Below are 23,492 nucleotides of genomic sequence, written 5' to 3'. Positions count from 1 at the left end.
GCTTGAGGAAAGCAGCGAAGTGGATAAGCCTCAGCCAGCTAGCCTTTGATTACCCATGGGGGCGTCGGAACGCGCATAGTGGCACTTCAGCCAAACCTCGGCACCGCTTCGCGCTGTTTCCGCGCCGGGCCGCCGCTGCGGGTGCGCCGTAGGCTTACCACACGCTACAAAAACCCATTGATTTAGCTCCGTGCACATCCCGTAGCGAGCGGTAACGAGAACGCGAGTTCAACGAGCGTTTCGAGGCACCCGCGGGAGGCGTCGGAACGACGCCCAGTGGCACTTCAGTCAAAATCCGGCACCGCTGCGAATTGCTCCCGCGGGGTGCAGCTCAAGGGGCGCCCCGCAGCGCACAGTTGTCATAGAAGGCAACTGTGGCGGGCCAATCGCTGAACACGCCGATGACGCCAACATCATTGACGAGGGCATCTAAGGTAATCAGCTTGTCGCCATCACGCTGAATAACATCTTCAGTGGTGCTGTGGTACCACTGGCCGCCTTCCTCCAACGGCCCTGAACGCTCAAGTGTCCAGGTAATCATGGCTAGGCCTGCTTCCCGGGCGCGGCGGGCGTAAAGTGAAGGTTGCAGTCGCTTCGCCTGTTCATCGCTTCCAAAGGCTGGATTTGCTTCGACCAGCATCCAGGTCGGCGGGGCGATGATCTGGACACCACTTTCCACCATCGACTGCATGCTTGGCTGCCATGTATCGGGGTTAGTGTGATCAAAGCCTTCATCGCTGTAGCGACCATCCAGATAAACTGCCTGATTACCAAACTCAGGCTCATTTTCAATCCAGTAACGGACATCGTCCAGGTTGAACGACTGCGGGAACACATCGCTGGGGGGAACGCCTGCCGCTTTGTACTCATCTATCATTTTTTGTGCATATGCCTGCTGCGTGAAGCCTTGTTTTGAATGGCCGGTAAACGGCATCTCGACTTCTGGCGCTTTTAGTTCTGGGGTCATCTGCACCCCAAGCTGCTGAAACAGAGCAATACTGTCGGCATGGCTCATCAATGTGCCGCGGGTAGCATAGAGCTCTGTGCGCCATTCGGGCGTGCCTGCCAGGTACTCTTCAAGGGTGGCGGCATCGGTGTCCACGCCCTCCATGGTGCCTTGCAGGCTACGAAATTCAGCTAACGTGATGTCGCTGGTACAGCAGCGAATATCTGCCGCATTGTTTAGCTCGCCGCTGGTTTCATCAAAAGTGGGAGGCACGCTACATTTTTCAGCTAAGTCGGTTTCGACGATGTTGGTGGTGGCGTGTAAATCGCACTGGGAGTGACGGCAGACAAGCTCCTCATCGGCGGTGAAGGCGACGTCACACTCCAGAATGCCTGCCCCACCTTGGGCGCCGGCAATATAAGATTCGAGAGTGTGTTCAGGAAACTGTAACGGCGCGCCACGATGCCCAATCGCCAAAGGAGACCGCTGCCACTGAGTTTGCTCAGCTGCGCAACTCAATAAGGAGGCTTTCAGTTCACGCTCGTGATCGTTATCCGTGCTCATGTCGTTCACCAGGAACAGTGGGCGCGGGCCCAGCGTTACCTGCTGTGCCGCCTTCACCAGGGCATCATCCCATAACTTTGCGTCAGGCTCTTCTTGAGCGACAGCGGTGTTAGCGGCCAGCAGGCCACCAATGAATAGGGTGGTAGTTAGAAAATCGGAATATGCCATCAGCGCAATTCTCTTTGCCGCGAAGTGGGTGTTCTGAGTGTAGGCAGGTTTTACGCGTTCATCGATGACAACCTTTACACGCTAATGAGAATCATGTTTAATTGATATGTTATCTTATATCAATGCTATTGAAGGAGTTGAACATGCGAAAGGGGATTCATCCTGCCTATGACTACGTGGTGTTTCGCGACACCAGCTGCGGCGCTACTTTCCGGATCCGCTCAACCTGCACCTCAAAGCAGACAATTGTCTGGGACGATGGCAACACCTACCCAGTGATCGACCTGGATGTTTCTAGCGCTTCTCACCCTTTCTATACCGGCGAGCAGCGCAGAGTCTCCGCAGAAGGTCGGGTGGCGCGTTTTCAGCAGCGCTTCGGTTCGGTTTCGCGCCGCTCTTCTGACGCTAAATAGAGGATATGGCGTGCAAGTACTTAGCTCACTCAAATCTGCCAAGAACCGCCATCCCGATTGCCAGGTGGTCAAACGACGCGGGCGTCTCTATGTTATTTGTAAGACCAATCCGCGTTTCAAAGCGCGGCAGGGAGGAAAGCACAAAAAATAAGCGGGAGATGCTTACAACTGTGACTAGTTACATCCGCGAAACATCGTGTGTGCTTTGAGGCCACGTTGATCGTTTATCAGCAGGCCTTTAAACACGCTAGCAGTTGTCCATGCCTCTCGGAGTGTGCCACAAGTAAGCTGTTCCATTGAGTGAGATTCGCCTCACCAGAGAGATCCGTGACGGTGTAGCCAGCCTCTCGGGCAATCACAATTCCGGCGGCGATATCCCAAAACTCAAGCGCCGCGCCTTGAGACCAAAAGGCATCAAAGCGACCTAGACTGAGATAGGCGATCTCCAGCGCCGCCGAGCCGGGGCTGCGGATGCCAGCTACTTGGGGCATGAGCACGGCGAGTTGATTCATGGCCGTCGTGCAGTCGCCTTTAGCGTGGTAAGGCAGGCAGGTGCTTACCAGCATCTCGTTTAATGGGCGCGGTGCTGGCGTAGTGAGCGGCGTCTCGTTGAGGAAAACGCCGGAACCAAGGCTTGCCCACAGCATTTCATCAAGCAAGGGTTGATAAACAACACCGATGATCAGCTCATCGCCCTTAGTGACAGCGATGGAGACAGAAAAGTGGGGCACCCCATGCAAAAAGTTGCTGGTGCCATCAAGAGGGTCAATGATGACGGTATAGTCGCTATCGGTGGGTGTCAGGCCGCTCTCTTCGCCTAAGAAAGCGATATCGGGAAACGCGCTGCTGATACAGTCGATAATGATGTTTTCCGCTGCCGTATCGTAGTAGCTGACAAAGTCTGACGCGCCCTTTTGCTCAAAGGCAATTCGGCCCTTTTGGGAATACCCCTCGCGCAGCAGGGTGCCAGCCTCATAGGCGGCTTGCTTTACCGTTTCGAGTAGGCCATTGCTGCTGTCGAGCATTGTGTTTCTCCTGAGCATTCATCGTGTCTTAGTGAATGGCGGTTATTTACCTGTTCAATGTAACTAACCATTCATGACAAGCCGATGACAGCGGCTAATCGCCAGCTAGTTAAGCCAAGGTCTCCACCTCAAACGCCACAACCTGGCGCTGGGCGCTGGAAAACTCCACGCCGATGAGATGAATGGGTTTGCCGGAGGCGCGGTGTTTATCGGCATAACCCTTGTGTTTAATCTGCTCCAGCGCTTTACCTTCCGGCAACTGTTCCACCACCTTGAACTCGAACAGGTAGATATGCCCGCCAAAGTCCACGCTCATATCCACCTTGCCATGGTGGCTGGCATCTTCCACCGTCACATCCAGCCCTAGAGCCGCAAAGTGGCTGTAAAAGACGCTCGCATAATGCCCTTCGTAGCGGGCTATCGGATTGTTTTTGAGATCGTTGCGGTACCAGTCGTGGGGGAGCTCGGCGTAGAGCGCTTTGAGGTGCGTTTCTAACCCGGCAAGGTCGTGCTGACTTAAATGACGGAACAGCGTACGGCGCTCTCGTGGTGCGTTCTCGACGCCCAGTGACGGCAGCAGTGCATGGTTGAGACTGGTTTCGACTTCGCGGTTAGGAAAGCCCAGGGTGTACTGGCGGTAGCCCAGTAAGGGCTCTTCTACTTGTTGAATGGTCAGGTAACCGGTTTGAAACAGCAGGCCTTCGGTGCTGATCTGGTCGACATCAAACTGGCTGAGCAATTCATACTCGGTTTCCCAATGATCCAATGAGGGGGTAAACACCCCGCGTTGCTTAAGGATGTCGACCAGAAACGTCGGCGTTGCAGACTCAAACCAGTATGGGCCGAACTCGCGTTTCTGAAACAGCAACAGTACGTCGAAGGGGTTGTAGACGGAGGTTACCGCACGTCCACCCCAACGATAACCGTTATACCACTGGCGGATCTCATCGCGATCAAGATCGGGTAGTTCCGGGGCGAAAACTGTATCGATGTCCTCGTCGGTATAGCCGCAAATTGTGCTGAAAGGGGCGTCCAGGGTGATATCGTTGAGGTTGTTCAATCCTGAGAAAAGGCTGACCTTACTGAATTTGGAAACGCCGGAGAGCAGCACGAAGTGCAGGTGGGGGTCGGCGTCTTTAATAACGCTGTAAAGGTTCTTCAGACCCTCGCGCAGTTCCCTGGCGCGATCGGGCACCAGGATATTGTCCAGAATTGGTTTGTCATACTCGTCAATGAGAACAACTACGGGTTGGCCATATTGCTGATGCGCTAGCTGAATAAGCTCCCGAAATCTGCCCGCGATAGTCGTGTTGTCCAGCGTTAAGCCCAGGCGCTTAATTTCGCCGCCCAGCAGTTCATGGATATGCTGGTCAAGTTCTTCACGGCTATGGATAACACCGTCTGAAAAGCTAATACGAATCACCGGGTAGCGCTGCTGCCAGTCCCACCGGTCGTGAATATAAAGCCCTTCAAACAGTGACTGGCGGCCTTCAAACAGGCAGCGCAGGGTGTCCAGCAAGAGACTTTTGCCGAAGCGGCGTGGCCGCGAGAGGAAGTAGTATTTGTTCTGGTTAACCAGACGCTCAATATGCGGAGTTTTATCGACGTAATAATAGTCGCCCTCGCGGATATCCGAGAACGTCTGAATCCCGATGGGTAGCTTACGGCGATGGGCATCCGTCACGGTGGCCTCCAGAGCAAAAGCAGCGATATAGTCAACAGTCTAGCATGGCTACGGTTTGTACTGAGCAGCGACGAGAGTATCAGCGGAAGGGGTGAGTGATTGCGGAAGGCTGAGGTTTAGTGCTTTAGGTAAAAACGCGAGTCACTGGCTTGTATCGGCAGAGGCACTATCAATGTTATCGCTTTCAATAAGGCGGCTAACAAGACTGTCGGCAAAACGCCGAGCGGCAGGTAGTCCTCCCCATGACCAATAATTGACGGGAATAATTGTGTAGTTTCCCTGTTTCACGCTTGGCAAGTGTCGCCACTGACCATCGGAGAGGAGTTGTCTTACGCCTCCGTCGGGGCCATAGGGGCTGTCAAGAAATACCAGCTTGGCGTCGATATCAAATAGAGGCGTTGCGCTGACGGTTGTCATCCCCCATTGGCCTAAATCTCCCTGCCAGGCGTTCTGAAGGCCAAGGCGATTTAACATCATGCCCTCAACGCTTCCTGCGCCATACACGCGGGCATGGCGCTCATCCATCAGGCGCACCAGCAAAACAGGTGAGTCGATACCAGTAAGCGTTCGCTTTAGAGATGTGAAGTGCTCGTTGGACTGCTCGATATAATTTTCCGCAGCGTCGGGTTGTCCAGCCAAATCGCCAAGCTGGCGCGTCAGCTCTTCGATCGTATCCCAGTCGTTATGAACGTCTTCAATATCGGCATGCCTATAAAGCGGGTACTCCTTTACATCAGCAATTTTTCTGAGCCTTGGTAGTAAGCTGGCATGAGCGGGCGGTGAAATCAAAATATGCTGTGGTGGATCGCTTGAAAGCAGTTCAAGGTTAGGGAGGTGACGATAACCGAGGTTAGTCGCATGCGGTAGAATCCCCTCTTGCCGTGAATATGTTTCGTACCCTTCAAGGCCCGACAGGAACTTAGGCGGATGACCAATCGCATTGAGAGTCTCCGCGATTGCGAAATCAAACGTTGCTAGTGGCACCTCACTATTTCCATCGCTGGCCCTCAATACGTTGCTCATCAATAAACTGATGAGCAACGTGATCGATAAGGCCATACTTTTATAACGTGCAGGGTGATAAAAAGGCCTATTTTGATATGTCACGATCATGCCTGTGTTTTGCGGATAAAGAAGCGCCATTATCACCACTGATAAGACGCCGTACCGACAAGACTGCGCGGTTCGCCGTAGAAGCACGCATAGGTGCAGGACTCGATGTAGGTTTCATCGGTCAGGTTGGTCGCATTCAAGGAGAGTAACCATGGGCCCGTCTCATAGCTGACCATGGCGTCCACAAGGGTAAAATCGGGCACTTCGCCATCAAGATGGGCATTAGGAAGCGTTGAACCTACATAGCGTACACCCGCACCCAGTTTTAGCCCTGGCAGACCGAAATCACTGAAGCGATAGTCACCCCATAGCGAGAACTGGTTGTAGGGTGCTTGACCGGTTCGTTCCCCGACTTTTTCGGGAGTGGCCGGGCTGCTTTTTGTGGTTCGGGCATCGGTGTAGGCATAGGCGGCGACCAGGTTGGCATTGAGGCCGATCTCTGTTTTGGCTTCCAACTCGACGCCGCGGGAGCGCACTTCGCCTATTTGTGTCTGGAAAGTGGTGTCGACCGGGTCGGCGACCAGCATGTTTTCCTGGGTCAATTCGTAAGCGGTGGCGGTTAACATAGTATCCCAGCCTTCTGGCTGAAAACGCAGCCCCAGCTCATACTGCTCGCCTCGGGTGGGCTCGAATTGATCGCCATTGCGATCAGTACCCGTTGCCACCTCAAAAGATTGACTAAAGCTGGCGAAAGGTGCCAAGCCATTATCGGCCAGGTAAACGAACCCAACACGGCCGGTGAAGGCCTCATCATCCTGCTGCTGCTCTTGAGAAGGGTCGAAATACCGAGAGGCTTCAGTATCCGTCCAATCCTGACGCCCGCCCAGCATGACGACCCATTTATCGGCAATCTTCATCTGGTTCTGAAGATACAGTCCAACCTGCTCCTTACGGCTCACATTGGAATATTGATTGGGGACACTCTCACCCAATTGTCCACTCCCATAGACAGGATTGTAGATATCCAGGGCAGGGGCGGTCTGCTGGTAACGTTCTGTTTCGTGGCGCTGGCGGACGTAGTCAAGGCCGACCAGGGATGTGTTGGTTGTTGCTCCGGCCTCCCAGTCATACTGCAAGGATGTATCAGAGGAGACCGCCCTGGATGCATCGCGGCGGTCATGGGCGGTTCTGGAAAACAGTCGCCCAGCGGCGCTTTGAGGTTGCTGAACAATACCGACGTTGTCGAAGTTTCTATCCGAGTGGAAACTGCGAAAATTGTGACTGAGTTTCAGGCGATTGGAAAAGTCATGCTCGAATAGGTAGCCGAGGGAGTAACTCTCATTATCGTAGTCATCGAAGCCAGGCTCGCCAACAAATCGCTCCCGAGGAATCTTGCCGTTGGGGTTGGGGAGAATGGTGCCGCTGGCGGGTAGTCCATAGACGTAAGTCGTCTCGTCCCGCTGATACTCGCTGAGGAGGGTCAGCGAAGTATCCTGGTTAGGTTGCCACTTAAATGCAGGCGCAATATAAGTACGATCATCCGGCACGTGGTCGATAAAGGTGCTGCTTTCACGGCGAAGCATGGTTAAACGGTAGGAAAACTCCCCATCTTCATCCAGGGCGTCGGAGAAGTCTGCAGAGACTTGGCGCCGATCAAAACTGCCTACCTGTAGATTAACTTCGCGTAAGGGTTCGCTGGTCGGGCGCTTGCTGACCGCATTGATCAAGCCTCCGGGAGACGCCACACCATAGAGAATCGACGATGGCCCCTTGAGAACCTCCAACCGCTCCAGGCCATAGAGCTCCTGCTGTGCATCGAAGACATTGGCTTGGTATTTGCTGCCATCCCGGTAGCCGTTATACACACTGAAACCGCGGATCATCATGCTGTCATGAGTTGTATCAGCCCCACCTCCGCCGTAAGCGCTCGACACTCCCGCTGTATAGCCCAGCGCTTGGTTAACATTTCGCGCGCCATAATTGCGGAATTCCTGACTACTGACCACGGAGATGGACTGTGGCGTTTCAATGATTGGCGTATCGGTTTTGGTGCCTGTCGCGCTGCGAGTGGCAGCAATACCATGCACAGGCCCTGTCGCTTCTTCATAAAGACGACTTTCTGTGACCTGCAGTGTAGGTAACAAGGTTGAAGATTCACTGCCTGACGATGCGCTCTGTACCGCAACCTGAGCATACACAGCCGTCGAAGCATTGCAGACAGCGACAGCAATGGCGATTGTCAGCCACCGCTTGCGGAAAGTGGGATGGTGCACGAATGTTCTCCTTGCGTTAATATTTTCTATTATTACGAATATTAATCCTTATCATTTGTATTATGAATGGCTTATGGGTGAAGTCAATGCATTGCGGGCATCAGGGGAGGGGAGGCCAAGGAGAAAACGCCTTACGCATAGGAAGGGCGGGGAGGGCTCTATGTAGCCGTTCTAACAACCAGCATATCGTTATAAAAAGTGGGTTAGCTCGCACCGGTTGACTTACTGCGGGTTAACGCAAATAATAATTGTTGCCATTTATTCCGTGGTGTTAATCAAGGCAGGAGGCCGTGCTGTGGATACCCAGACCTGGAGCGCTGAGTTAGAAGACATCTTCGTTAATCAGCGGCCTAGGCTCTGCTGTGTCGCTGCAAGAGTATTGGGCAGTGCTGATCAAGCCGACGATGTGGTGCAGGATGCTTATCTGAAAATTTCAGAAGCAACCACGCTTTTTGAGGTCAAGCAGCCCATATCCTACGTGTCAAGGGTGGTGCGCAACCTCGCCATTGACCGCTGCCGTCGTTCCGTGTTTGAGTCAGCGCTGTTTGCTAAAGAAGAGGAGGGGGATAACGCCTCTTACGCCTCACATTCACCTGAGGTGATTGCGATTGACCGCCAGGCCTTGGCCCAGGTGGTTGAAGCGTTGGACGAGCTTCCAGAGCGTACGCGCCGCGCCTTTGAGCTCTACCGTTCGGGAAGCCATACCCAGCGGGAAGTGGCGCTACAGCTAGGTGTTTCTACCACGTCAGTTAACTTTATGATTCGCGATGCGCTGACTCATTGCCGTCGGTCGTTGCAAGGGCGGTAACGTTATTTAGCGGTGCCCCCTTTGTTTCGCTTTGTTACACTGTTATTGAGTAGCTATAAAGTTGAAACTCTTGGTAGCTAGGTATTAGCAGTTAGATAGCAGTAGCGAGGCTGGACAGTAACGATGGAAAACAATAGCGGCGGCGACGATGCCGTTTGGCAAACAGCGCTAGACTGGCTGATGCGCGAGCATGAGCAGACGTTGAGCGACGCTGATCGCGAAGCGCTGCATACGTGGTTAGCGGCTTCTTCCCAGCATCGCCAAGTGTTTCGTGAAGCAGAGCAGCTCTGGCTGCTAACGGGTTTTATCCCTAGTGGTGATGAGCGCAACTGATACGCCACTGTTTTTTGCTCCTTTTTTTTAATCCCCCCTTAGATTGTCAGGCTAGCTAAATGTGCGCGAGCTAAAGCTGACGACCACCGGTGCCATTTTAGCTTGGCAAAGGTAATGCCGACGAACTGGCGCCCCCCTCCCTTTATTTTTCTATTTTCTTCCCTCCAACACTAAATTTTCTAACGTCTCACTCGTCGTTAAGTAATGAGAAGCAATTGCGTTTTATTTCTCATTCCTTAGGCAACGGTGAGGTTAGACCCATGACAAGCTGTTTTGATCGTGAAGATGGTGTTTTCCGCGTACTGGTTAACCATGAAGAGCAGTACTCCCTATGGCCAGAGTGGAAGGCGATTCCTGCCGGTTGGACGGATACCGGCGTGCTTGGCGATAAGCCAACCTGCTTAGCCTATGTCGAAAAGACCTGGACTGATATGCGGCCACTTTCGCTGCGCCAGTGGATGGATGAGCAGGCCAGCGCCGAGGCGGAGCAGGTGAATGCAGGTTAAGCGTTTAAGGCTGCTCTGCCTGCCCTGCGCCGGGGCCAGCGCCACCATGTATCTGCGCTGGAAACGCCAGTTGCCCGCCTGGGTCGAGGTATATCCCGTCGAATTGCCTGGGCGTGGCGAACGCCTGGGTGAGGCGCTGATCGACGACTTCGAAACCCAGGTGGTACGGCTGTGCGAAGAGCAGGCAACGCGGATGCGCGGCGACTTTGCCCTGTTCGGCCACAGTATGGGGGCGCTGCTGGCCTACGGCATGGCGGCACGCCTGCGCGATGTGGGGCGCCCTCAGCCACGGATGCTATTCGCCTCAGGCAGTGCGGCCCCTTCAATGCGCGACCCAGAGCGTTTGGCGGGGCTGGATAATGACGAGGCCTTAATCGCGGATCTGCGCCAACAGGGCGGTACCCCAGAGGAAGTGTTCGAAAGCCCCGAGCTGCTGCGCCTCACCCTGGATGTGTTGGCGGCGGACTATCGCCTTTGTCGCAGTTTCCGCTATCGCGGCGGTGTGCCATTCGACTACCCGGTCAAGGTTTTCGCAGGCTTTGGTGATGATATCGAGAAGGTGCGTCTGGAAGCATGGCAGCGCGAAGCGGGCGGGGCGTTCTCGCTGAGCTGGTTCGAGGGAGGACACTTCTTTATCCGTCAGCAGCAAGCGGAAGTGCTGGCGGCCATCGAACAGACGCTGACCCTGCGGCTAGAGGAGGTGCCCCATGCAGCGCCTGCGGTTAGCTGAAGGGGTGCCCGAAGGGCTTGAGGTTTGGTGCCTGGCGCTCGACCTTAACGCCCCGGTGGCCGACGACGATGCTCGACTGCTTAGCCGAGTCGAGTGGCAGCGCGCCCAACGGCTCCGCCATCACGCTGATGTCGTGCGCGCTGTGGCGACACGCGCTGCCCTGCGGCGGCTGCTATCAGCGCACACCGGTATAGCACCAGAAAAGCTGGTGTTTACCCGAAACGCCTACGGCAAACCAGCGCTGGAAGGCGCTGATGGGCCTGCCTTCAATGTCTCCCACTCTGGCAATGCCGCCTTGATCGCGCTTGCTCCTGGTGGCGCGGTAGGGGTCGATATTGAGCGTCGCCGACCCGAGGCCGAACTGGCGCCGCTACACGGGTTGGTGCTATCGCCTAGCGAGCAGCGCGACCACATTGGCGGCGCCACGCTGCCCTTTATGGAGCGCTGGGTGGTTAAAGAAGCGGTGCTCAAAACCTTGGGTTTGGGAATCGCTGACCACCTGCAGGCACTCTCGGTTAGCCCATCTTCAGTGCCACCCACTAGCTACTGCCTTGAGCACTCGCTTCCCGTTTTGTCACCTTTGCAAGCATGGCCGCTGCCCGCGCCGAGTGGCTATGCCGCTGCCCTGGGGTATGTCGATTCAGGCTATATCGATCAGGGCTATATCGATAAGGGCTATCTCGATACGGGCCATGCCCCCGCCACCCAGTGCTAACGCTACTTAACGACTTTTTAGGAGATTAATAATGGACAGCCAAAGCACAGCACCAACGCAACCAGCCAACACCATATCCAAACGTCAGGGGCCTGCTGATTCAGAGCTGCCCATTATGATTTCTCCCACCTACCCGGGGCAGCCGCTGCTGGAAGCCTTCGGCGATTTGCGTGCGGATATCGAGTCTCTGGTGACCAGGGTGGGCGGCGTGCTGCTAAGAGGTTTCGATGTTCCCTCCGTTGACGATTTTCAGCAGTTTGCCGCTGCGTTTGGTCATCCGCTGCTGAGTTACGAGTTCGCTTCCACGCCACGTTCAGCGGTGTCATCGGGCATTTATACCTCCACCGAATACCCCGCTCACCAACATATTCCCCTACACAACGAGCAGGCCTATACCCGCGAGTGGCCGATGAAAATCTGGTTCCACTGTGTCACCGCTTCCCCTGAAGGGGGAGAGACGCCGATTGCCGATAGCCGCGCCATTTACCGCCGTATGCCAGCAGAGATCCGCGAGCGCTTTGCCCCCGGCATTCTCTACGTACGCAACTACGGCGATTTCGATATGCCTTGGCAAAAGGTGTTTAACACCGAAGACCGCGCCGAAGTGGAGGCATTCTGCCAACGCGCGGGGATTCGCTGTGAGTGGAAACCCGACGGCGATCTGCGCACCACCCAGCTATGCCAAAGCATAGAGACCCATCCGGTCACCGGTGAACAGGTGTGGTTTAACCAGGGCCATCTTTTCCATGTCTCCAACCTGCAGCCAGAAGTGCGTGAATCGCTCGAAGAGCTGCTCGACCCCGAAGACATGCCGCGCAACGTCTTCTTTGCCGATGGCAGCCCCATTGACGATGCCATCTTCGATGAGATCCGCGGCGTACTGGCCGAAGAAACGGTGATGTTCCCCTGGCAAGCGGGCGATGTGTTGATGCTCGACAACATGCTGGTCGCCCATGCGCGCACGCCCTTTAAAGGGCCGCGCAAAGTCGTCGTCGCCATGGCAGAAGGCCACGGCAACCTCTCCAACGACTGAACATAACGCCTCACCCCACGGCCAGGAGCTCCAGCAGGTACGCATATGAATATTAGGCACGCTCAGACAGCTTTCAGTAACCCATCTTGCAACGACGCAAACTACAACGACGTTTTTAGAAGCTATGTCGAGCATTTAAGTCGACTGGCCCGGGAAAGGCCCAGCGACAGGGCGCTGATTGTGGTGAACGCTCAAGGTGAAATCACCCTCGATTATGCCACCCTGGAGCGGCGTTCCCGCGCTTTGGCCAGCGAGCTACAGCAGCGGTTCCCGGCAGGTGAGCGTGCCTTGATCCTGCTGGATAACGATGAGCACTACGTGGTGGCATTCTTCGCCTGCCTATATGCCAGGGTGATTGCCGTGCCGGTCTTTCCGCCGGAGTCGGCCAAACAGCAGCACCTGGCACGTCTGCTCGCCATTGCCGCCGACTCCCAGGCCGCCTGTGTGCTTACCTCTACGACGATTATCGATGTGGTCGCATCTGCCAGCAAGGGCTTCGGTAGCGCCGAATTGATCCCCGTGGATGCCGTAGATGAGAGCCGCGCGGAACACTGGGTCGAGCATCGCCCCAAGCGCGATGATATCGCCTTTCTGCAATACACCTCAGGCTCCACGGCTACGCCCAAGGGGGTGATGGTGAGCCATGGCAACTTAATGGCCAACGAGCGCGCAATCGAGACAGGTTTCTCGATTGGTGCTGACGATGTCTTCGTTAGTTGGCTACCGCTTTACCACGATATGGGGCTGATTGGCGGCCTGCTGCAGCCTATCTATCGTGGCATCCCCGCCGTGCTGATGAGCCCGACCTTCTTTCTGCAGCGGCCGGTACGCTGGCTGGAAGCGATCTCCCGCCACCGGGGCACCATCAGCGGTGGCCCCGATTTCTCCTACCGGCTGTGCCTTGAGCGCATCCGCGACGAACAGCTTGAGGCACTCGATTTATCCAGCTGGCGGGTCGCGTTCTCTGGTGCCGAGCCGGTACGCCACGCAACCCTCACAGGCTTTATTGAGCGCTTTCACCCGGCGGGCTTCGCCGCTGACACCGCAGCCCCCTGCTATGGCTTGGCCGAAGCCACGCTATTGGTCAGCTGTAATTCACGCGGTACAGGCGTGGTGGGTACGGCTTTTTCGCAACAGTCGCTGGCCGAGGGTAAGGCCGCCTCAGCGGTTGAAGGCAACACGCTGGTGGGCTGCGGCACGCCGGGGCCAGGTCACACAGTCGATATTGTCGATCCAGAGGGGCTTCACTCCCTGCCCGAAGGCGACGTCGGCGAGATATGGGTCAATGGGCCCAGCGTGGCACATGGGTATTGGCAAAACCCCGAAGCCACGGCCAAAACCTTTGTTACCCGGGATGGCGTTAGCTGGCAACGTACCGGGGCTCACGATAGCGACGCTCACGATACCAATGCACAGGGCCACGACGCCCAAGACGATCGCTGGCTACGTACCGGCGATCTAGGCTTTTTACACCAAGGGCAGCTGTATATCGCCGGGCGTATTAAAGACCTGATCATTCTGCGCGGCAATAACGTCTACCCCCAGGATATTGAGAGCGCTATCGAAGCCGAGGTGGAAGCGGTGCGTAAGGGGCGCGTGGCGGCCTTTGCCGTGACTACCCCGGAAGGCGCTGAGGGGATAGGCGTGGCGGCAGAAGTCTCCCGCGGTATGCAGAAGCTGGTGCCCGCCGAGAAGTTGATCGAGGCGCTTAGTGAGGCGGTAGGATCCGCCTGCCATGAGCCCCTTTCTGTCGCGATACTACTCAACCCCGGCGGCCTTCCCAAGACCTCCAGCGGCAAGCTACAGCGCAGCGCCTGCCGTCAAGGCTGGGAGGCGGGCAGCCTGGACGCCTACGCCATTCACGCCTTCGGGCATTTTGTCAGCGGTGGCGACGATGACGCCAGTGATCGAGAGGCATCGCAATCTAGCACAACAGTTGGGAGCGAAACGGAGCAGACGCTAGCGAAGCTCTGGTGCCAAGTGCTGGGCGACAACCAGGTAACGCCAATGGGGAGCAATGCCCACTTCTTTGCTAGTGGGGGTAATTCTCTGGCGGCGGTGAAGCTGGCTTCACGCATTAGCGAGCATTGGGCGATTGATTTCCCTACTAGAGCCGTCATGGAAAAGCCGCGCTTTGGTGATGTAGTTGATGAATTAGAGCGCCGGTTAGCAGATCCTGCGGCCTCCCATCAGGGAGGTGGTCAGAATCCACTGATACCGATTTCCCGCCATGTGGAGCTACCTTTAGCACCTGTCCAGCGTCGGCTCTGGTTAGTTGATCGCTTGGCGAGTCAGGCGGGTGACCGTGAGCGAGCCGCCTACAACCTTCCTGCGCTGTTTTCCCTGAAAGGGGAATTGAATATAGAGGTTCTGGAACGAACCGTTAATACCATCGTTGCGCGGCATGAAGCATTGCGTACCCACTACCCCGAAAGTGAGCGTGGCGATCCCATCGCGGTTATCGAAGATCATCTAAACATCGAACTGCCTGTTTTGGATTGCAGTGATCTTTCAGAGCAAGAACAGCAGCGATATCTGCAAGATACTTTCGCCGAGTATGCGAACACACCATTTGATCTTGCCACTGGCCCTTTAATAAAGGTGGGCTTGCTGCGTTTTGGCGCACAAGAGCATGCCTTGATGCTGACTATTCACCACATTGTGTTCGACGGTTGGTCAACGAGCGTTTTCATTCGGGAATTTGCCACTTTGTACGGGGAATTACTGGAAGGGAAGGAATCCGAGTTACCTGATCTGGGTATTCAGTACGTGGACTATGCCGCTTGGCATGAGAAAGCACTGTCGGGAGAAGCCTTTGAGCAAAGCGCAACCTTCTGGCGCCGCTATCTAAGTGATGCTCCTTCGCTCTCAACACTACCAGCGGACTTCGCCAGGCCCAGCCAAGTATCACATGCTGGGAGCTCCCTGCGCATGGTACTGAGTCCAGACCTATCACAAGCGTTGAACAAGCTTGCCGCGCAGCGTGGCACCACGCTATTTACGCTTCTATTGGCGAGTTTTCAGCTGTTGATGCACCGCCAGACCCGTCAACAAGATCTAGTGGTGGGAACCGATGTCGCCGGCCGTAGCCATCCCGATGTTGAGCCGTTAATTGGCTTTTTCGTCAATGTCATCCCACTACGATCTCGCTTGGCTGATGGCCAGATTGATTTCGATCACTGGCTTGAGCACGTACAGACCAGCGTGCTGGATGCCTTCGATCATCAAACTGTTCCTTTCGACCGGATTGTCGAGCTTTCGAGCATCAGTCGTGAGCGGGATCGTTCCCCCCTGATACAAACCCTATTCGTACTACAAAACACGCCAACCGAGCGGTTCTCACTTCCGGGGCTTGAGGTGGAGGTAATGCCTCAACCCAGGCAGGAGTCGAAGTTCGATATGGCGGTATTCGTTGATGAGAGTGATACCGGACTATCAGTCGAGTGGGTCTACGCAACTGCCTTGTACCGACACGAAACCATCGAGCACTTGACCGGTGCCTGGCAGTCGCTACTAGCGCAAATCGTGGAAGCTCCCAACATGCCCGTTGAGGAGTTTCGCTTACCCCTAATGGAGAAACACGCCATGCAAAACAAGCTTTCAAAAGGTTCCAAACTCAACAAGCTTGGCAGCCTGAAATCCCAGCCAGGTGCGCGACCCTCGACCAACAGTGACTCACCGATACGAACGGCATTGCTCGACGAGAAAAGAGTCTTTCCTCTCGTGATCGAAGCGACGGACGCTGACCTTGATGCAGTTGCCTGGGCCACCTCCCAGCGTGACTTTATCGAGCAACACTTACGCACGCATGCAGGCATTCTGTTCCGTAACTTTGGGCTGACTACACCGCAAGAATTTGAAGCCTTTGCCGAGGCTATCCAGCCGGGCCTTTACGGCAACTATGGTGACCTGCCCAAGAAAGAAGGGGGGCGCAATACCTACCGTTCAACCCCCTATCCCGAGCGCCAGATGATTCTCTATCACAACGAAAGCTCGCATTTGGAGCGCTGGCCGCGCAAGCAACTGTTCTTCTGCGAATTCCCCTCTCCCGTGGGAGGTGCCACACCGATCGTTGACTGCCGGGAGATGTTGCGCCAACTGCCCGCCGATGTGGTGGAGGAGTTCGAGCGCAAAGGGCTGCTTTATGTGCGCACCTTCACCCGCAACCTGGACGTGAGCTGGCGAGACTTTTTCAAAACCGATAGCAAGGAAGAGGTTGAGGCGCGGCTCAAAGAAGCGGGAATTGAGTGGCAGTGGTTGGGTGATGACGAGCTGCAGACACGTACACGCTGCCCAGCGGTAGTCACCCATCCAGTGACCGGTGACCGGGTGTTCTTCAATCAGGTGCAGCTCCACCACGTCAGCTGCCTTGAGCCTGATGTGAAAGAAGACCTGCTTGGCATGGTGGGTCAGGAGCGCCTACCGCGAAATGTCTACTTCGGCGACGGCTCCGTGATTAGCGACGAGATGATGAAGGTTGTCGGAGAAGCCTACGAAGCCTGTGCGGTGCGTTTCGACTGGCGCCGGGGCGATGTGGTGATGGTCGACAACATGTTAGCGGCCCATGCCCGGGATCCCTTCGAAGGGCCACGCAAGATTGTAGTGGCGATGGGAGACATCTATGAGCGCTCGGCGCTGGAAGAGGCCCAAGGGGCAAATGCCGATGCCGAGTTGGTCGGTCAATGAAGTCACGGGGTTTGGGAGTCAATAAATGAATGCGATAACGGAACAGCAGAGCCTTGCCCATTGGCCGCTTAGCCCTGAACAGCGCGCAGTGTTGGTGGCGGCAGAAGCTAATGAAGGTAATACCCAGCAGGCAGCACCGGCGCAGGCGAATGTCATGGTGGTCGATATTCAAGGGACACTTGATAGCTTGCGGCTGGAGCAAGCACTGAGCGACCTTAGACAACAGCATGAAGCCCTGTCTACGGCTCTGAAAAGCGTGGCGGGGTATCGCGGGCTGCGCCACCAAACGCTTGAAAACCTGCCTGCCATCGAGTGGCGGAATGAAGACTTACGCGGCAGCGATGACGAGGAGGCGCTGCTCAACGATGTTCGTGACTATAGCGAAGCACTAAAGCACCGGCCCATGGCTATCGAGAGGGGCGAACTGGTGCGTCCAGCGCTCCTGCGAACTGGCGAAACAACCTGGGTATTAGTACTGGCTGTTTCGGCGTTGGTGGCGGATCGTGGCAGTTTGCAGTCGCTGTGCTCAGCGTTGGTGGATGCTTACGGTCAGAGCGAGAGGGCCGATGATGAGTCGGCGCTACAGTATTCTCAGTTTATCGAATGGCGCGCTTCGCTTGAAAACGACGATGACGCCGAAGAGGGTCGTGAGTATTGGCAACGGCACCAGCAGCATGCCGAGCAGGCAGGAGCATGCCGCTTACCTGCCAGGCAAGCGAACCACCATGATATGCGGGCAGAACATGAATATGTGGCCTGTCAGCTTGAAGCGGATCTAGTGGCGCGTATCGATAGCCTGGCAGACGAGCTTCAAGTATCCGCAGAGGCAGTGCTGCAGGCGGCTTGGTGGGCGTTACTCGCCAGAATTAGCGGCAATGAAAGTGTGATAGGTGGTTGGCAACACGACTGCCGCCAGGATTACGAGGTGATGCAAGGGGCGATCGGGCTCTTCGACAAGGTGCTGCCGGTGCTGGTTGAAGGCGTCGCGGATAGCGACTTCTCTAGCTGGATTGCCCGTTTAGCAGAGCAACTAGAGGCGCATACTCAAGCCCAAGAGTACTGGTCAATTGATGCGCTGCCCGATAAGCGCCACCTCGCAGTGGGGTTCGCATTTTCAGAGGAAGTGAGTGAGCTAAAGTCGGCGGGTTTGCAGTGGCGCTTGCGAGAAGTGCCAGGGCCATCGGCAGAATTTGAACTTGCGTTGCACGTTGGCCGCAGTGAGAGCGGCGCAGTGGCAACTCTCTACACCGACCCATCACGCTATAGCCGAGCGGCGGCCCAGTGCTTGCTGGATCAGTTCCAGACACTGCTTCAGGCGGGTCTAGCCGATCCCGCGCAAAAGCTATTTTCGGTGCCGCTTATTTCCCCAGAGCAACAGCAGGGATTACTGTCGATTGAGGACAGTGTGCTCGACGTGGGCGAACGTAGCGTAGCTACCCATATCGCCGCTTGGGCTGCTTCGACGTCGGATGCTATCGCCATTGAGGAGCAGGGCCGCACGCTGAGCTACGCCCAATTAGAAGCCCGCATTAATGGTATCGCGGGGTGGTTGGATAATCAGGGCGTCAAACATGGAGATTACGTAGCGCTCAACCTGCCTCGTTCCACCGATTTGGTCGTGCTGCTACTGGCAGTATGGCGTGTAGGTGCCGCCTACCTGCCGCTTGATCCAGAGTGGCCCGCAGCCCGTAAACGTCGAGTGCTTGAGGATGCCCAGCCTGCGCTAGTAGTGAGCACTGAATATGGCGAGGCGGAACTCGCAGCACTGGCCTTTCCTGGCATCCGCAGTGTGAGGCTGCCAAGAGAAGTGGAAGGGGCGGGTAGTAGCGCATTGCCGTTTCCAGAGCCTGACCTCAGCGATGTGGCTTACCTTCTCTATACTTCTGGCTCCACAGGCACGCCCAAAGGCGTGGTAATTGAGCATGGTCAACTGCTCAATTACGTAGCCGGTGCCACCAAGGCTATGGGGCTATCGGCATGCCAGCGCTGGGCATTAACCGGGTCGCTGGCTACCGACCTCGGCAATACGGCGCTGTTCGGTGCCTTGTTCAATGGTGCTCGCCTGGTGATCGCTGAGCCTGACGATATGCAGGATGGCGATCACTTTGCGAACTTTATGTCGGCGGCCGATATCGATGCGCTCAAGATAGTGCCGTCTCATCTGGAGGCCCTGCTGGAGTGCGAAGCCCCGCGGTTGCCGAAAACGGTGATTCTAGGCGGCGAGGCAGCTTCTCCTGCCTTGCTTTCGAGCATTGCGCGGATCTCGCCCGATTGCCAACTATACAACCACTATGGCCCTACAGAAGCCACGGTGGGCGTTATGGTGCACCCGGTATCGCTGTCGCAAGATATGGCAGGCCCGCTGCCGCTCACCCAACTGCTACCAAACTGCCGCTATCGAGTGCTTGACGATAACTTGCACGCGACCCCCACCGGCGCCGTAGGTGAGCTGTATCTGGGCGGCGCCCAACTGGCGCGCGGTTATCTCAATAGCGATGCTTCGGCGTTTATCGAAGATCCCTTTATCGCCGGTGAGCGGCTCTATCGCACCGGCGATCTGGCGTGCGTGCTGCCCGAGGGAGGCGTACGCCTTCTTGGGCGAACTGACGACCAGATCAAGTTGCGCGGTTTTCGCATTGAACCAGCGGAAATCGAAAGCGTGTTGCAAGTACAGCCAGGGGTTAAGCAGAGCCTGGTTCGCCTGATGGGCAGGGGCGGTGATAACCAGGAACTCGTAGCGTTCCTAATCGCTGACGCCGAGGTAACGTCCGTTGAGGGTCAGGCCCAGCTTCGCGAGCAGCTCACTGTGCTGCTGCCTGAGCCCATGTGTCCTTCTCGCTTTATACCTGTTGAGCATTTCCCCCGCCTAGGTAATGGCAAGGTAGATACCTCCACGCTGGAAGCCTTGGCCCAAAAAAATGTGGAAAGAAAAAACTTGGTGAAACCCCGGGATGCCGTGGAAGCCAACCTGTGCCAAGCCATGGCCGAGCTGCTTGGTCGTGACGAGGTAGGCATTGATGACGATTTCTTCGAACTGGGCGGGCACTCATTGCTGGTGATTAAACTGGTGGCGCGCATCCGTAAGCAGTTCGGGATCGAGATAGCCCCCGGCGTGGTATTCGATCATCCCAACGCTGCCGAGCTGGGCGCAGCTCTACGTGAGAGTTGTGCTGAGGCCAGCACGAGCGGGCTAGTTGAGCTTGATACTAACTGAGATGCCAAGTTTGCCTAGCAACATCATTCGTAATGCAGTTCAGGAAGAGGGGGTATCGATGAAGGAAGTGGCTCATTCACAAGACGCAACATCACATGGGAATGACAGGGAAGGGCAGGATGGAATGCCTGAAGCAATACGTGAAGGTGATGTATTGCCATTGTCATACTCCCAGCAGCAGCTTTGGTTCCTGCATCGCTATTCGCCGGATATTACCGCCTACAACCAGCCGCGTGCTTATCAGCTTACCGGAAACGTGGATGCAGGGGCGCTAGAGCGCGCCTTTCAAGCACTAATTCAACGCCATAGTGTATTGAGAACACGATTCTTTGAGCACAACGGCGTGCCGCAGCAGGCGGTACTCTCCAGCGTCCCTTTTTCTCTACGTCAAGAAGACCTCTCTGAGCTGGCTGCACCAGAGCAGGACGAAAGGCGGACGCGCTCGATAGAGGAAGTCGCGCAGCATGTTTTTGATCTTGGTGCGCCACCGCTGCTAGTGGCTCGGTTAATCAAGGTGGATGAGCGCCGACACGTTCTGGTTGTTTGCCTTCACCACATCATTTCGGATGCCTGGTCAAACCGCATCATCGAATCCGACCTGAGTGAAGCCTATCGCCAGGCGTTGAGCCAAGACAGAAATGCAAAGCTTCCAAGCTTGCCCGTGCAGTATGGTGACTATGTTCTTCAGCAACATAAGAGAGTGGCGTCGGGCGAGATTGACAAGGAACTTACGTATTGGAATGAGCGTCTTGGAGACGATGTCCCACCGCTGGAAATCACCACGGATCGTATCTACTCCAAACAGCAAGAGTTTCGGGGGGGCGCAAAGCGTTTCGTGTTGGATCGCAGTCTCGCCAGCTCCTTAAAGGCCTTCTGTCACCAAGAGCGCTTTACTCCTTTCGTGCCACTCTTCGCGGCCTGGCAAGTAGTCTTGGCCCGCTACTGTGGACAGCAAGACTTCGCGATTGGAGTTCCGTCGTCAGGTCGCCAGCAAGAGGAGTTTCAGGAAGTCGTTGGCTTTTTCATCACGACACTGCCTTTTCGAGTACGAGTGAATCCAGGCATGACGCTGCGTGACGTATGCCGGCAGGTTAAAAAGGATGCAGTGGGTTCGCTCAATTATGCTGATATGCCGTTGGAGGTCTTACTCGAACAACGGAAAGTAAAGCGGGATCCCGTTCGACAGCCGCTGTTTCAGGTTATGTTTGGTCTCCAGTTCAGATCTGATGAGGAACAGCTTCAGTTAGATGAGGTGTCTATCGAACTGATCGATCTTCCTCAGACGAGTGCAAAGTTTGAGCTGTCTCTGGATATTTTCATCGAACAGGATCAAGTAGTTGGTGCTCTAGAGTTCAATTCCGATCTGTTCGATGATCAGACAATTCATCGTTTAATCGGTTACTACCAGAAAGTACTGAAAACTCTATTAGAAAAGCCGGAAACACAGCTCTCCTCTATCGAACTACCTGACAATGCGGAAAAAGCATTGCTGTTCGATTGGGGAGGCCGCGCAGCAACTGATAATCCGGTCGAACCCATCCATCACGTGATAGAGCGCCAAGCTGCGGCAACCCCAGAAGCCACGGCACTAGTATTCGAAGATCAGTCGCTCAGCTACGCCGAACTTAACATCCGTGCCAATCGTCTGGCCCACTATCTGATCGGTCTAGGCGTAAAACCCGAAACTCGAGTGGGTATTGCGGTTGAGCGCTCTATCGAGATGGTGGTAGGGCTGTTGGGTATTCTCAAAGCGGGAGGTGCCTATGTGCCGCTGGATCCGGATTACCCTGCCGAGCGGTTGACCTATATGGTCGAAGACAGCGGCATTGAGCTGCTGCTTACCCAACGGCACCTGCGCGATATCTTGCCGGTGGCGGGAAGCCTAAACGTTATTGAACTGGATCAGTTGGATGTGACGCATCATGCGTCAACCAACCCACAGGTGGCACTGCACGATGAACATCTCGCCTACGTGATTTACACCTCGGGTTCTACTGGGCGGCCAAAGGGGGCGGCCAACCGGCATAATGCGCTGACTAATCGCCTACAGTGGATGCAGGAAGCCTATGGCCTAACAGCCGACGATGCGGTGCTGCAGAAAACCCCGTTCAGCTTCGACGTCTCGGTATGGGAGTTTTTCTGGCCGCTGATGCAGGGGGCACGGCTGGTGATGGCCCCGCCAGGCGCCCATCGCGAACCGGCACAACTGGTCGAGCTAATCCGTACCCACAACATCAATACGCTGCACTTCGTACCTTCAATGCTTCAGGCCTTCCTGGCGCATGGTGAGGTAGAAGCCTGCACGAGCCTGACGCGTCTGGTATGTAGCGGCGAAGCGCTGCCGGCTGAACTGCAGAACCAGGTATTTGCTCGGCTGCCTCACACGGCGCTCTACAACCTCTATGGCCCCACCGAAGCGGCCATTGATGTTACCCACTGGACGTGCCAAGAGGATGGGCGCAACCAGGTAGCGATCGGTCAACCGATCGCAGGTATTCGTACCTATGTACTGGATGGCGATCTTAACTTGGCACCGCCTGGCGTCGCGGGGGAACTCTATCTTGGAGGCATTGGGTTGGCACGGGGTTACCTACACCGCCCAGACCTTACTGCAGAACGTTTTGTCGCTGATCCATTTGCGCAGGGGGAACGCCTCTACCGCACCGGTGACTTGGTGCGCTGGCGTGACGATGGACAGCTCGAGTATCTGGGCCGTCTCGATCATCAAGTGAAGATCCGCGGCCTGCGTATCGAGCTTGGCGAGATCGAAGCCGAGCTGCTCTCTCAGCCAGAGATCCGCGAGGCAGTAGTGGTCGTCCAAGAAGGCCCCAATGGTTCCAGGTTGGTGGCCTATGTGGTTCCCCAGGCTGATAGTGAACTCGACAGCACCTCATTACGTGAGGCGCTGGGGCAACGATTGCCGGACTACATGGTGCCGGGAGTTGTGGTCGCCCTCGATGCGCTGCCGCTGAATGCCAATGGCAAGGTGGATCGCAAGGCCCTGCCCGCACCTGATTTGGCCGGTAGCTCGCAGTACGAGCCGCCTCAGGGTGAGGTGGAAGAAGCGCTGGAGGAAATCTGGGCTGAAGTGCTTGGCGTCGGTCAGGTGGGTCGCCATGACAACTTCTTTGAGCTTGGAGGCCACTCTCTTTTAGCAACGCAGATATCGGCACGTTTCACACAGCGCTTTGGAGAGGTGTTGCCAGTACGGCTGATATTCGAATATCCGACGCTGGCGCATATGGCAATACAAGTCACGTTAAAACAGGTGAATGCCGATGGTGGTCGCGCGCAGCGGCTCTCCACTATGGATCAACTGCTCAACGAATTGGAAGGGTGAA

At 55.8% G+C, this 23,492-nt stretch carries 16 protein-coding genes; 11 read left to right on the top strand and 5 right to left on the bottom strand.

The features are described from left to right. Positions 1-331: 331 nt before the first annotated feature. Complete coding sequence (locus QT231_RS11465; RefSeq protein ID WP_308336991.1) at positions 332-1,678, bottom strand: glycerophosphodiester phosphodiesterase family protein; 1,347 nt, start codon at positions 1,676-1,678, stop codon at positions 332-334. Positions 1,679-1,821: 143 nt separating this feature from the next. Between QT231_RS11465 and QT231_RS11460 the strand changes: the two genes are divergently transcribed. Together QT231_RS11460 and ykgO are read left to right on the top strand one after the other, a co-directional pair. Then, the gene (locus tag QT231_RS11460; RefSeq protein ID WP_064236152.1) at positions 1,822-2,091 is read left to right on the top strand and encodes a type B 50S ribosomal protein L31; all 270 of its coding nucleotides are present in this window, start codon (positions 1,822-1,824) and stop codon (positions 2,089-2,091) included. Between the two features lie 10 nt (positions 2,092-2,101). Continuing rightward, on the top strand, positions 2,102-2,242 hold the full coding sequence (gene ykgO, locus QT231_RS11455; RefSeq protein WP_082072625.1) for a type B 50S ribosomal protein L36: 141 nt from the start codon (positions 2,102-2,104) through the stop codon (positions 2,240-2,242). A gap of 76 nt (positions 2,243-2,318) precedes the next feature. On the opposite strand, the gene QT231_RS11450 is transcribed toward ykgO, so the two are convergent. The 4 genes from QT231_RS11450 to QT231_RS11435 all read right to left on the bottom strand — a co-directional run bounded on the left by QT231_RS11450 (position 2,319) and on the right by QT231_RS11435 (position 8,126). Continuing rightward, complete coding sequence (locus QT231_RS11450) at positions 2,319-3,116, bottom strand: inositol monophosphatase family protein (RefSeq protein ID WP_308336990.1); 798 nt, start codon at positions 3,114-3,116, stop codon at positions 2,319-2,321. A 109-nt stretch (positions 3,117-3,225) separates the two neighbouring features. Further along, the gene (locus QT231_RS11445; protein ID WP_308336989.1) at positions 3,226-4,800 is read right to left on the bottom strand and encodes an ATP-binding protein; all 1,575 of its coding nucleotides are present in this window, start codon (positions 4,798-4,800) and stop codon (positions 3,226-3,228) included. A 141-nt stretch (positions 4,801-4,941) separates the two neighbouring features. Next, positions 4,942-5,943, bottom strand: a complete 1,002-nt coding sequence (locus QT231_RS11440; RefSeq protein WP_308336988.1) for an ABC transporter substrate-binding protein — start codon at positions 5,941-5,943, stop codon at positions 4,942-4,944. A 2-nt stretch (positions 5,944-5,945) separates the two neighbouring features. After that, positions 5,946-8,126 (bottom strand): TonB-dependent siderophore receptor, encoded by a 2,181-nt coding sequence (locus tag QT231_RS11435; RefSeq protein WP_308336987.1) that lies wholly within the window; start codon positions 8,124-8,126, stop codon positions 5,946-5,948. Positions 8,127-8,421: 295 nt separating this feature from the next. On the opposite strand from QT231_RS11435, the gene QT231_RS11430 reads away from it, so the two are divergent. From QT231_RS11430 to QT231_RS11390, 9 genes are all read left to right on the top strand, one after another. After that, on the top strand, positions 8,422-8,934 hold the full coding sequence (locus QT231_RS11430) for an RNA polymerase factor sigma-70 (RefSeq protein ID WP_308336986.1): 513 nt from the start codon (positions 8,422-8,424) through the stop codon (positions 8,932-8,934). A 123-nt stretch (positions 8,935-9,057) separates the two neighbouring features. Then, the gene (locus QT231_RS11425) at positions 9,058-9,267 is read left to right on the top strand and encodes a DUF4880 domain-containing protein (protein WP_308336985.1); all 210 of its coding nucleotides are present in this window, start codon (positions 9,058-9,060) and stop codon (positions 9,265-9,267) included. Positions 9,268-9,527: 260 nt separating this feature from the next. Further along, positions 9,528-9,773, top strand: a complete 246-nt coding sequence (locus QT231_RS11420; RefSeq protein ID WP_064236157.1) for an MbtH family NRPS accessory protein — start codon at positions 9,528-9,530, stop codon at positions 9,771-9,773. After that, on the top strand, positions 9,763-10,503 hold the full coding sequence (locus QT231_RS11415; protein ID WP_308336984.1) for an alpha/beta fold hydrolase: 741 nt from the start codon (positions 9,763-9,765) through the stop codon (positions 10,501-10,503). The genes QT231_RS11420 and QT231_RS11415 overlap by 11 nt, the downstream gene beginning before the upstream one ends. Beyond that, positions 10,481-11,218 carry a 4'-phosphopantetheinyl transferase superfamily protein gene (locus QT231_RS11410; protein WP_308336983.1) on the top strand — a complete coding sequence of 246 codons (738 nt, stop codon included), beginning with the start codon at positions 10,481-10,483 and terminating at the stop codon, positions 11,216-11,218. Before QT231_RS11415 ends, QT231_RS11410 begins: the two co-directional genes overlap by 23 nt. Before the next feature lie 31 nt (positions 11,219-11,249). Next, the gene (locus QT231_RS11405; RefSeq protein ID WP_308336982.1) at positions 11,250-12,251 is read left to right on the top strand and encodes a TauD/TfdA family dioxygenase; all 1,002 of its coding nucleotides are present in this window, start codon (positions 11,250-11,252) and stop codon (positions 12,249-12,251) included. Positions 12,252-12,296: 45 nt separating this feature from the next. Then, entirely contained in the window at positions 12,297-16,937 is a 4,641-nt protein-coding gene (locus tag QT231_RS11400; RefSeq protein WP_308336981.1) for a condensation domain-containing protein, read from the top strand. A gap of 25 nt (positions 16,938-16,962) precedes the next feature. Continuing rightward, entirely contained in the window at positions 16,963-20,151 is a 3,189-nt protein-coding gene (locus tag QT231_RS11395; protein WP_308336980.1) for an amino acid adenylation domain-containing protein, read from the top strand. 124 nt (positions 20,152-20,275) lie between these two features. Then, positions 20,276-23,491 (top strand): amino acid adenylation domain-containing protein, encoded by a 3,216-nt coding sequence (locus tag QT231_RS11390; RefSeq protein ID WP_308336979.1) that lies wholly within the window; start codon positions 20,276-20,278, stop codon positions 23,489-23,491. Position 23,492 lies beyond the last annotated feature (1 nt).

This window comes from Halomonas sp. SpR1 (assembly GCF_031010175.1).
Taxonomy (GTDB): Bacteria; Pseudomonadota; Gammaproteobacteria; order Pseudomonadales; family Halomonadaceae; genus Vreelandella.
Note: the sequence above shows the minus strand (reverse complement) of the source record. Positions and strands in the feature narration are given on the sequence as shown.

Excerpts from the sequence above, each read along its gene's own strand:
- QT231_RS11400 (WP_308336981.1), top strand. The coding sequence starts at position 12,297 with ATGAATATTAGGCACGCTCAGACAGCTTTCAGTAACCCATCTTGCAAC.
- QT231_RS11440 (WP_308336988.1), bottom strand. The coding sequence starts at position 5,943 with ATGGCGCTTCTTTATCCGCAAAACACAGGCATGATCGTGACATATCAA.
- QT231_RS11425 (WP_308336985.1), top strand. The coding sequence starts at position 9,058 with ATGGAAAACAATAGCGGCGGCGACGATGCCGTTTGGCAAACAGCGCTA.
- QT231_RS11460 (WP_064236152.1), top strand. The coding sequence starts at position 1,822 with ATGCGAAAGGGGATTCATCCTGCCTATGACTACGTGGTGTTTCGCGAC.
- QT231_RS11390 (WP_308336979.1), top strand. The coding sequence starts at position 20,276 with ATGCCTGAAGCAATACGTGAAGGTGATGTATTGCCATTGTCATACTCC.
- QT231_RS11415 (WP_308336984.1), top strand. The coding sequence starts at position 9,763 with ATGCAGGTTAAGCGTTTAAGGCTGCTCTGCCTGCCCTGCGCCGGGGCC.
- QT231_RS11395 (WP_308336980.1), top strand. The coding sequence starts at position 16,963 with ATGAATGCGATAACGGAACAGCAGAGCCTTGCCCATTGGCCGCTTAGC.
- QT231_RS11420 (WP_064236157.1), top strand. The coding sequence starts at position 9,528 with ATGACAAGCTGTTTTGATCGTGAAGATGGTGTTTTCCGCGTACTGGTT.
- QT231_RS11465 (WP_308336991.1), bottom strand. The coding sequence starts at position 1,678 with ATGGCATATTCCGATTTTCTAACTACCACCCTATTCATTGGTGGCCTG.
- QT231_RS11450 (WP_308336990.1), bottom strand. The coding sequence starts at position 3,116 with ATGCTCGACAGCAGCAATGGCCTACTCGAAACGGTAAAGCAAGCCGCC.
- QT231_RS11405 (WP_308336982.1), top strand. The coding sequence starts at position 11,250 with ATGGACAGCCAAAGCACAGCACCAACGCAACCAGCCAACACCATATCC.
- QT231_RS11410 (WP_308336983.1), top strand. The coding sequence starts at position 10,481 with ATGCAGCGCCTGCGGTTAGCTGAAGGGGTGCCCGAAGGGCTTGAGGTT.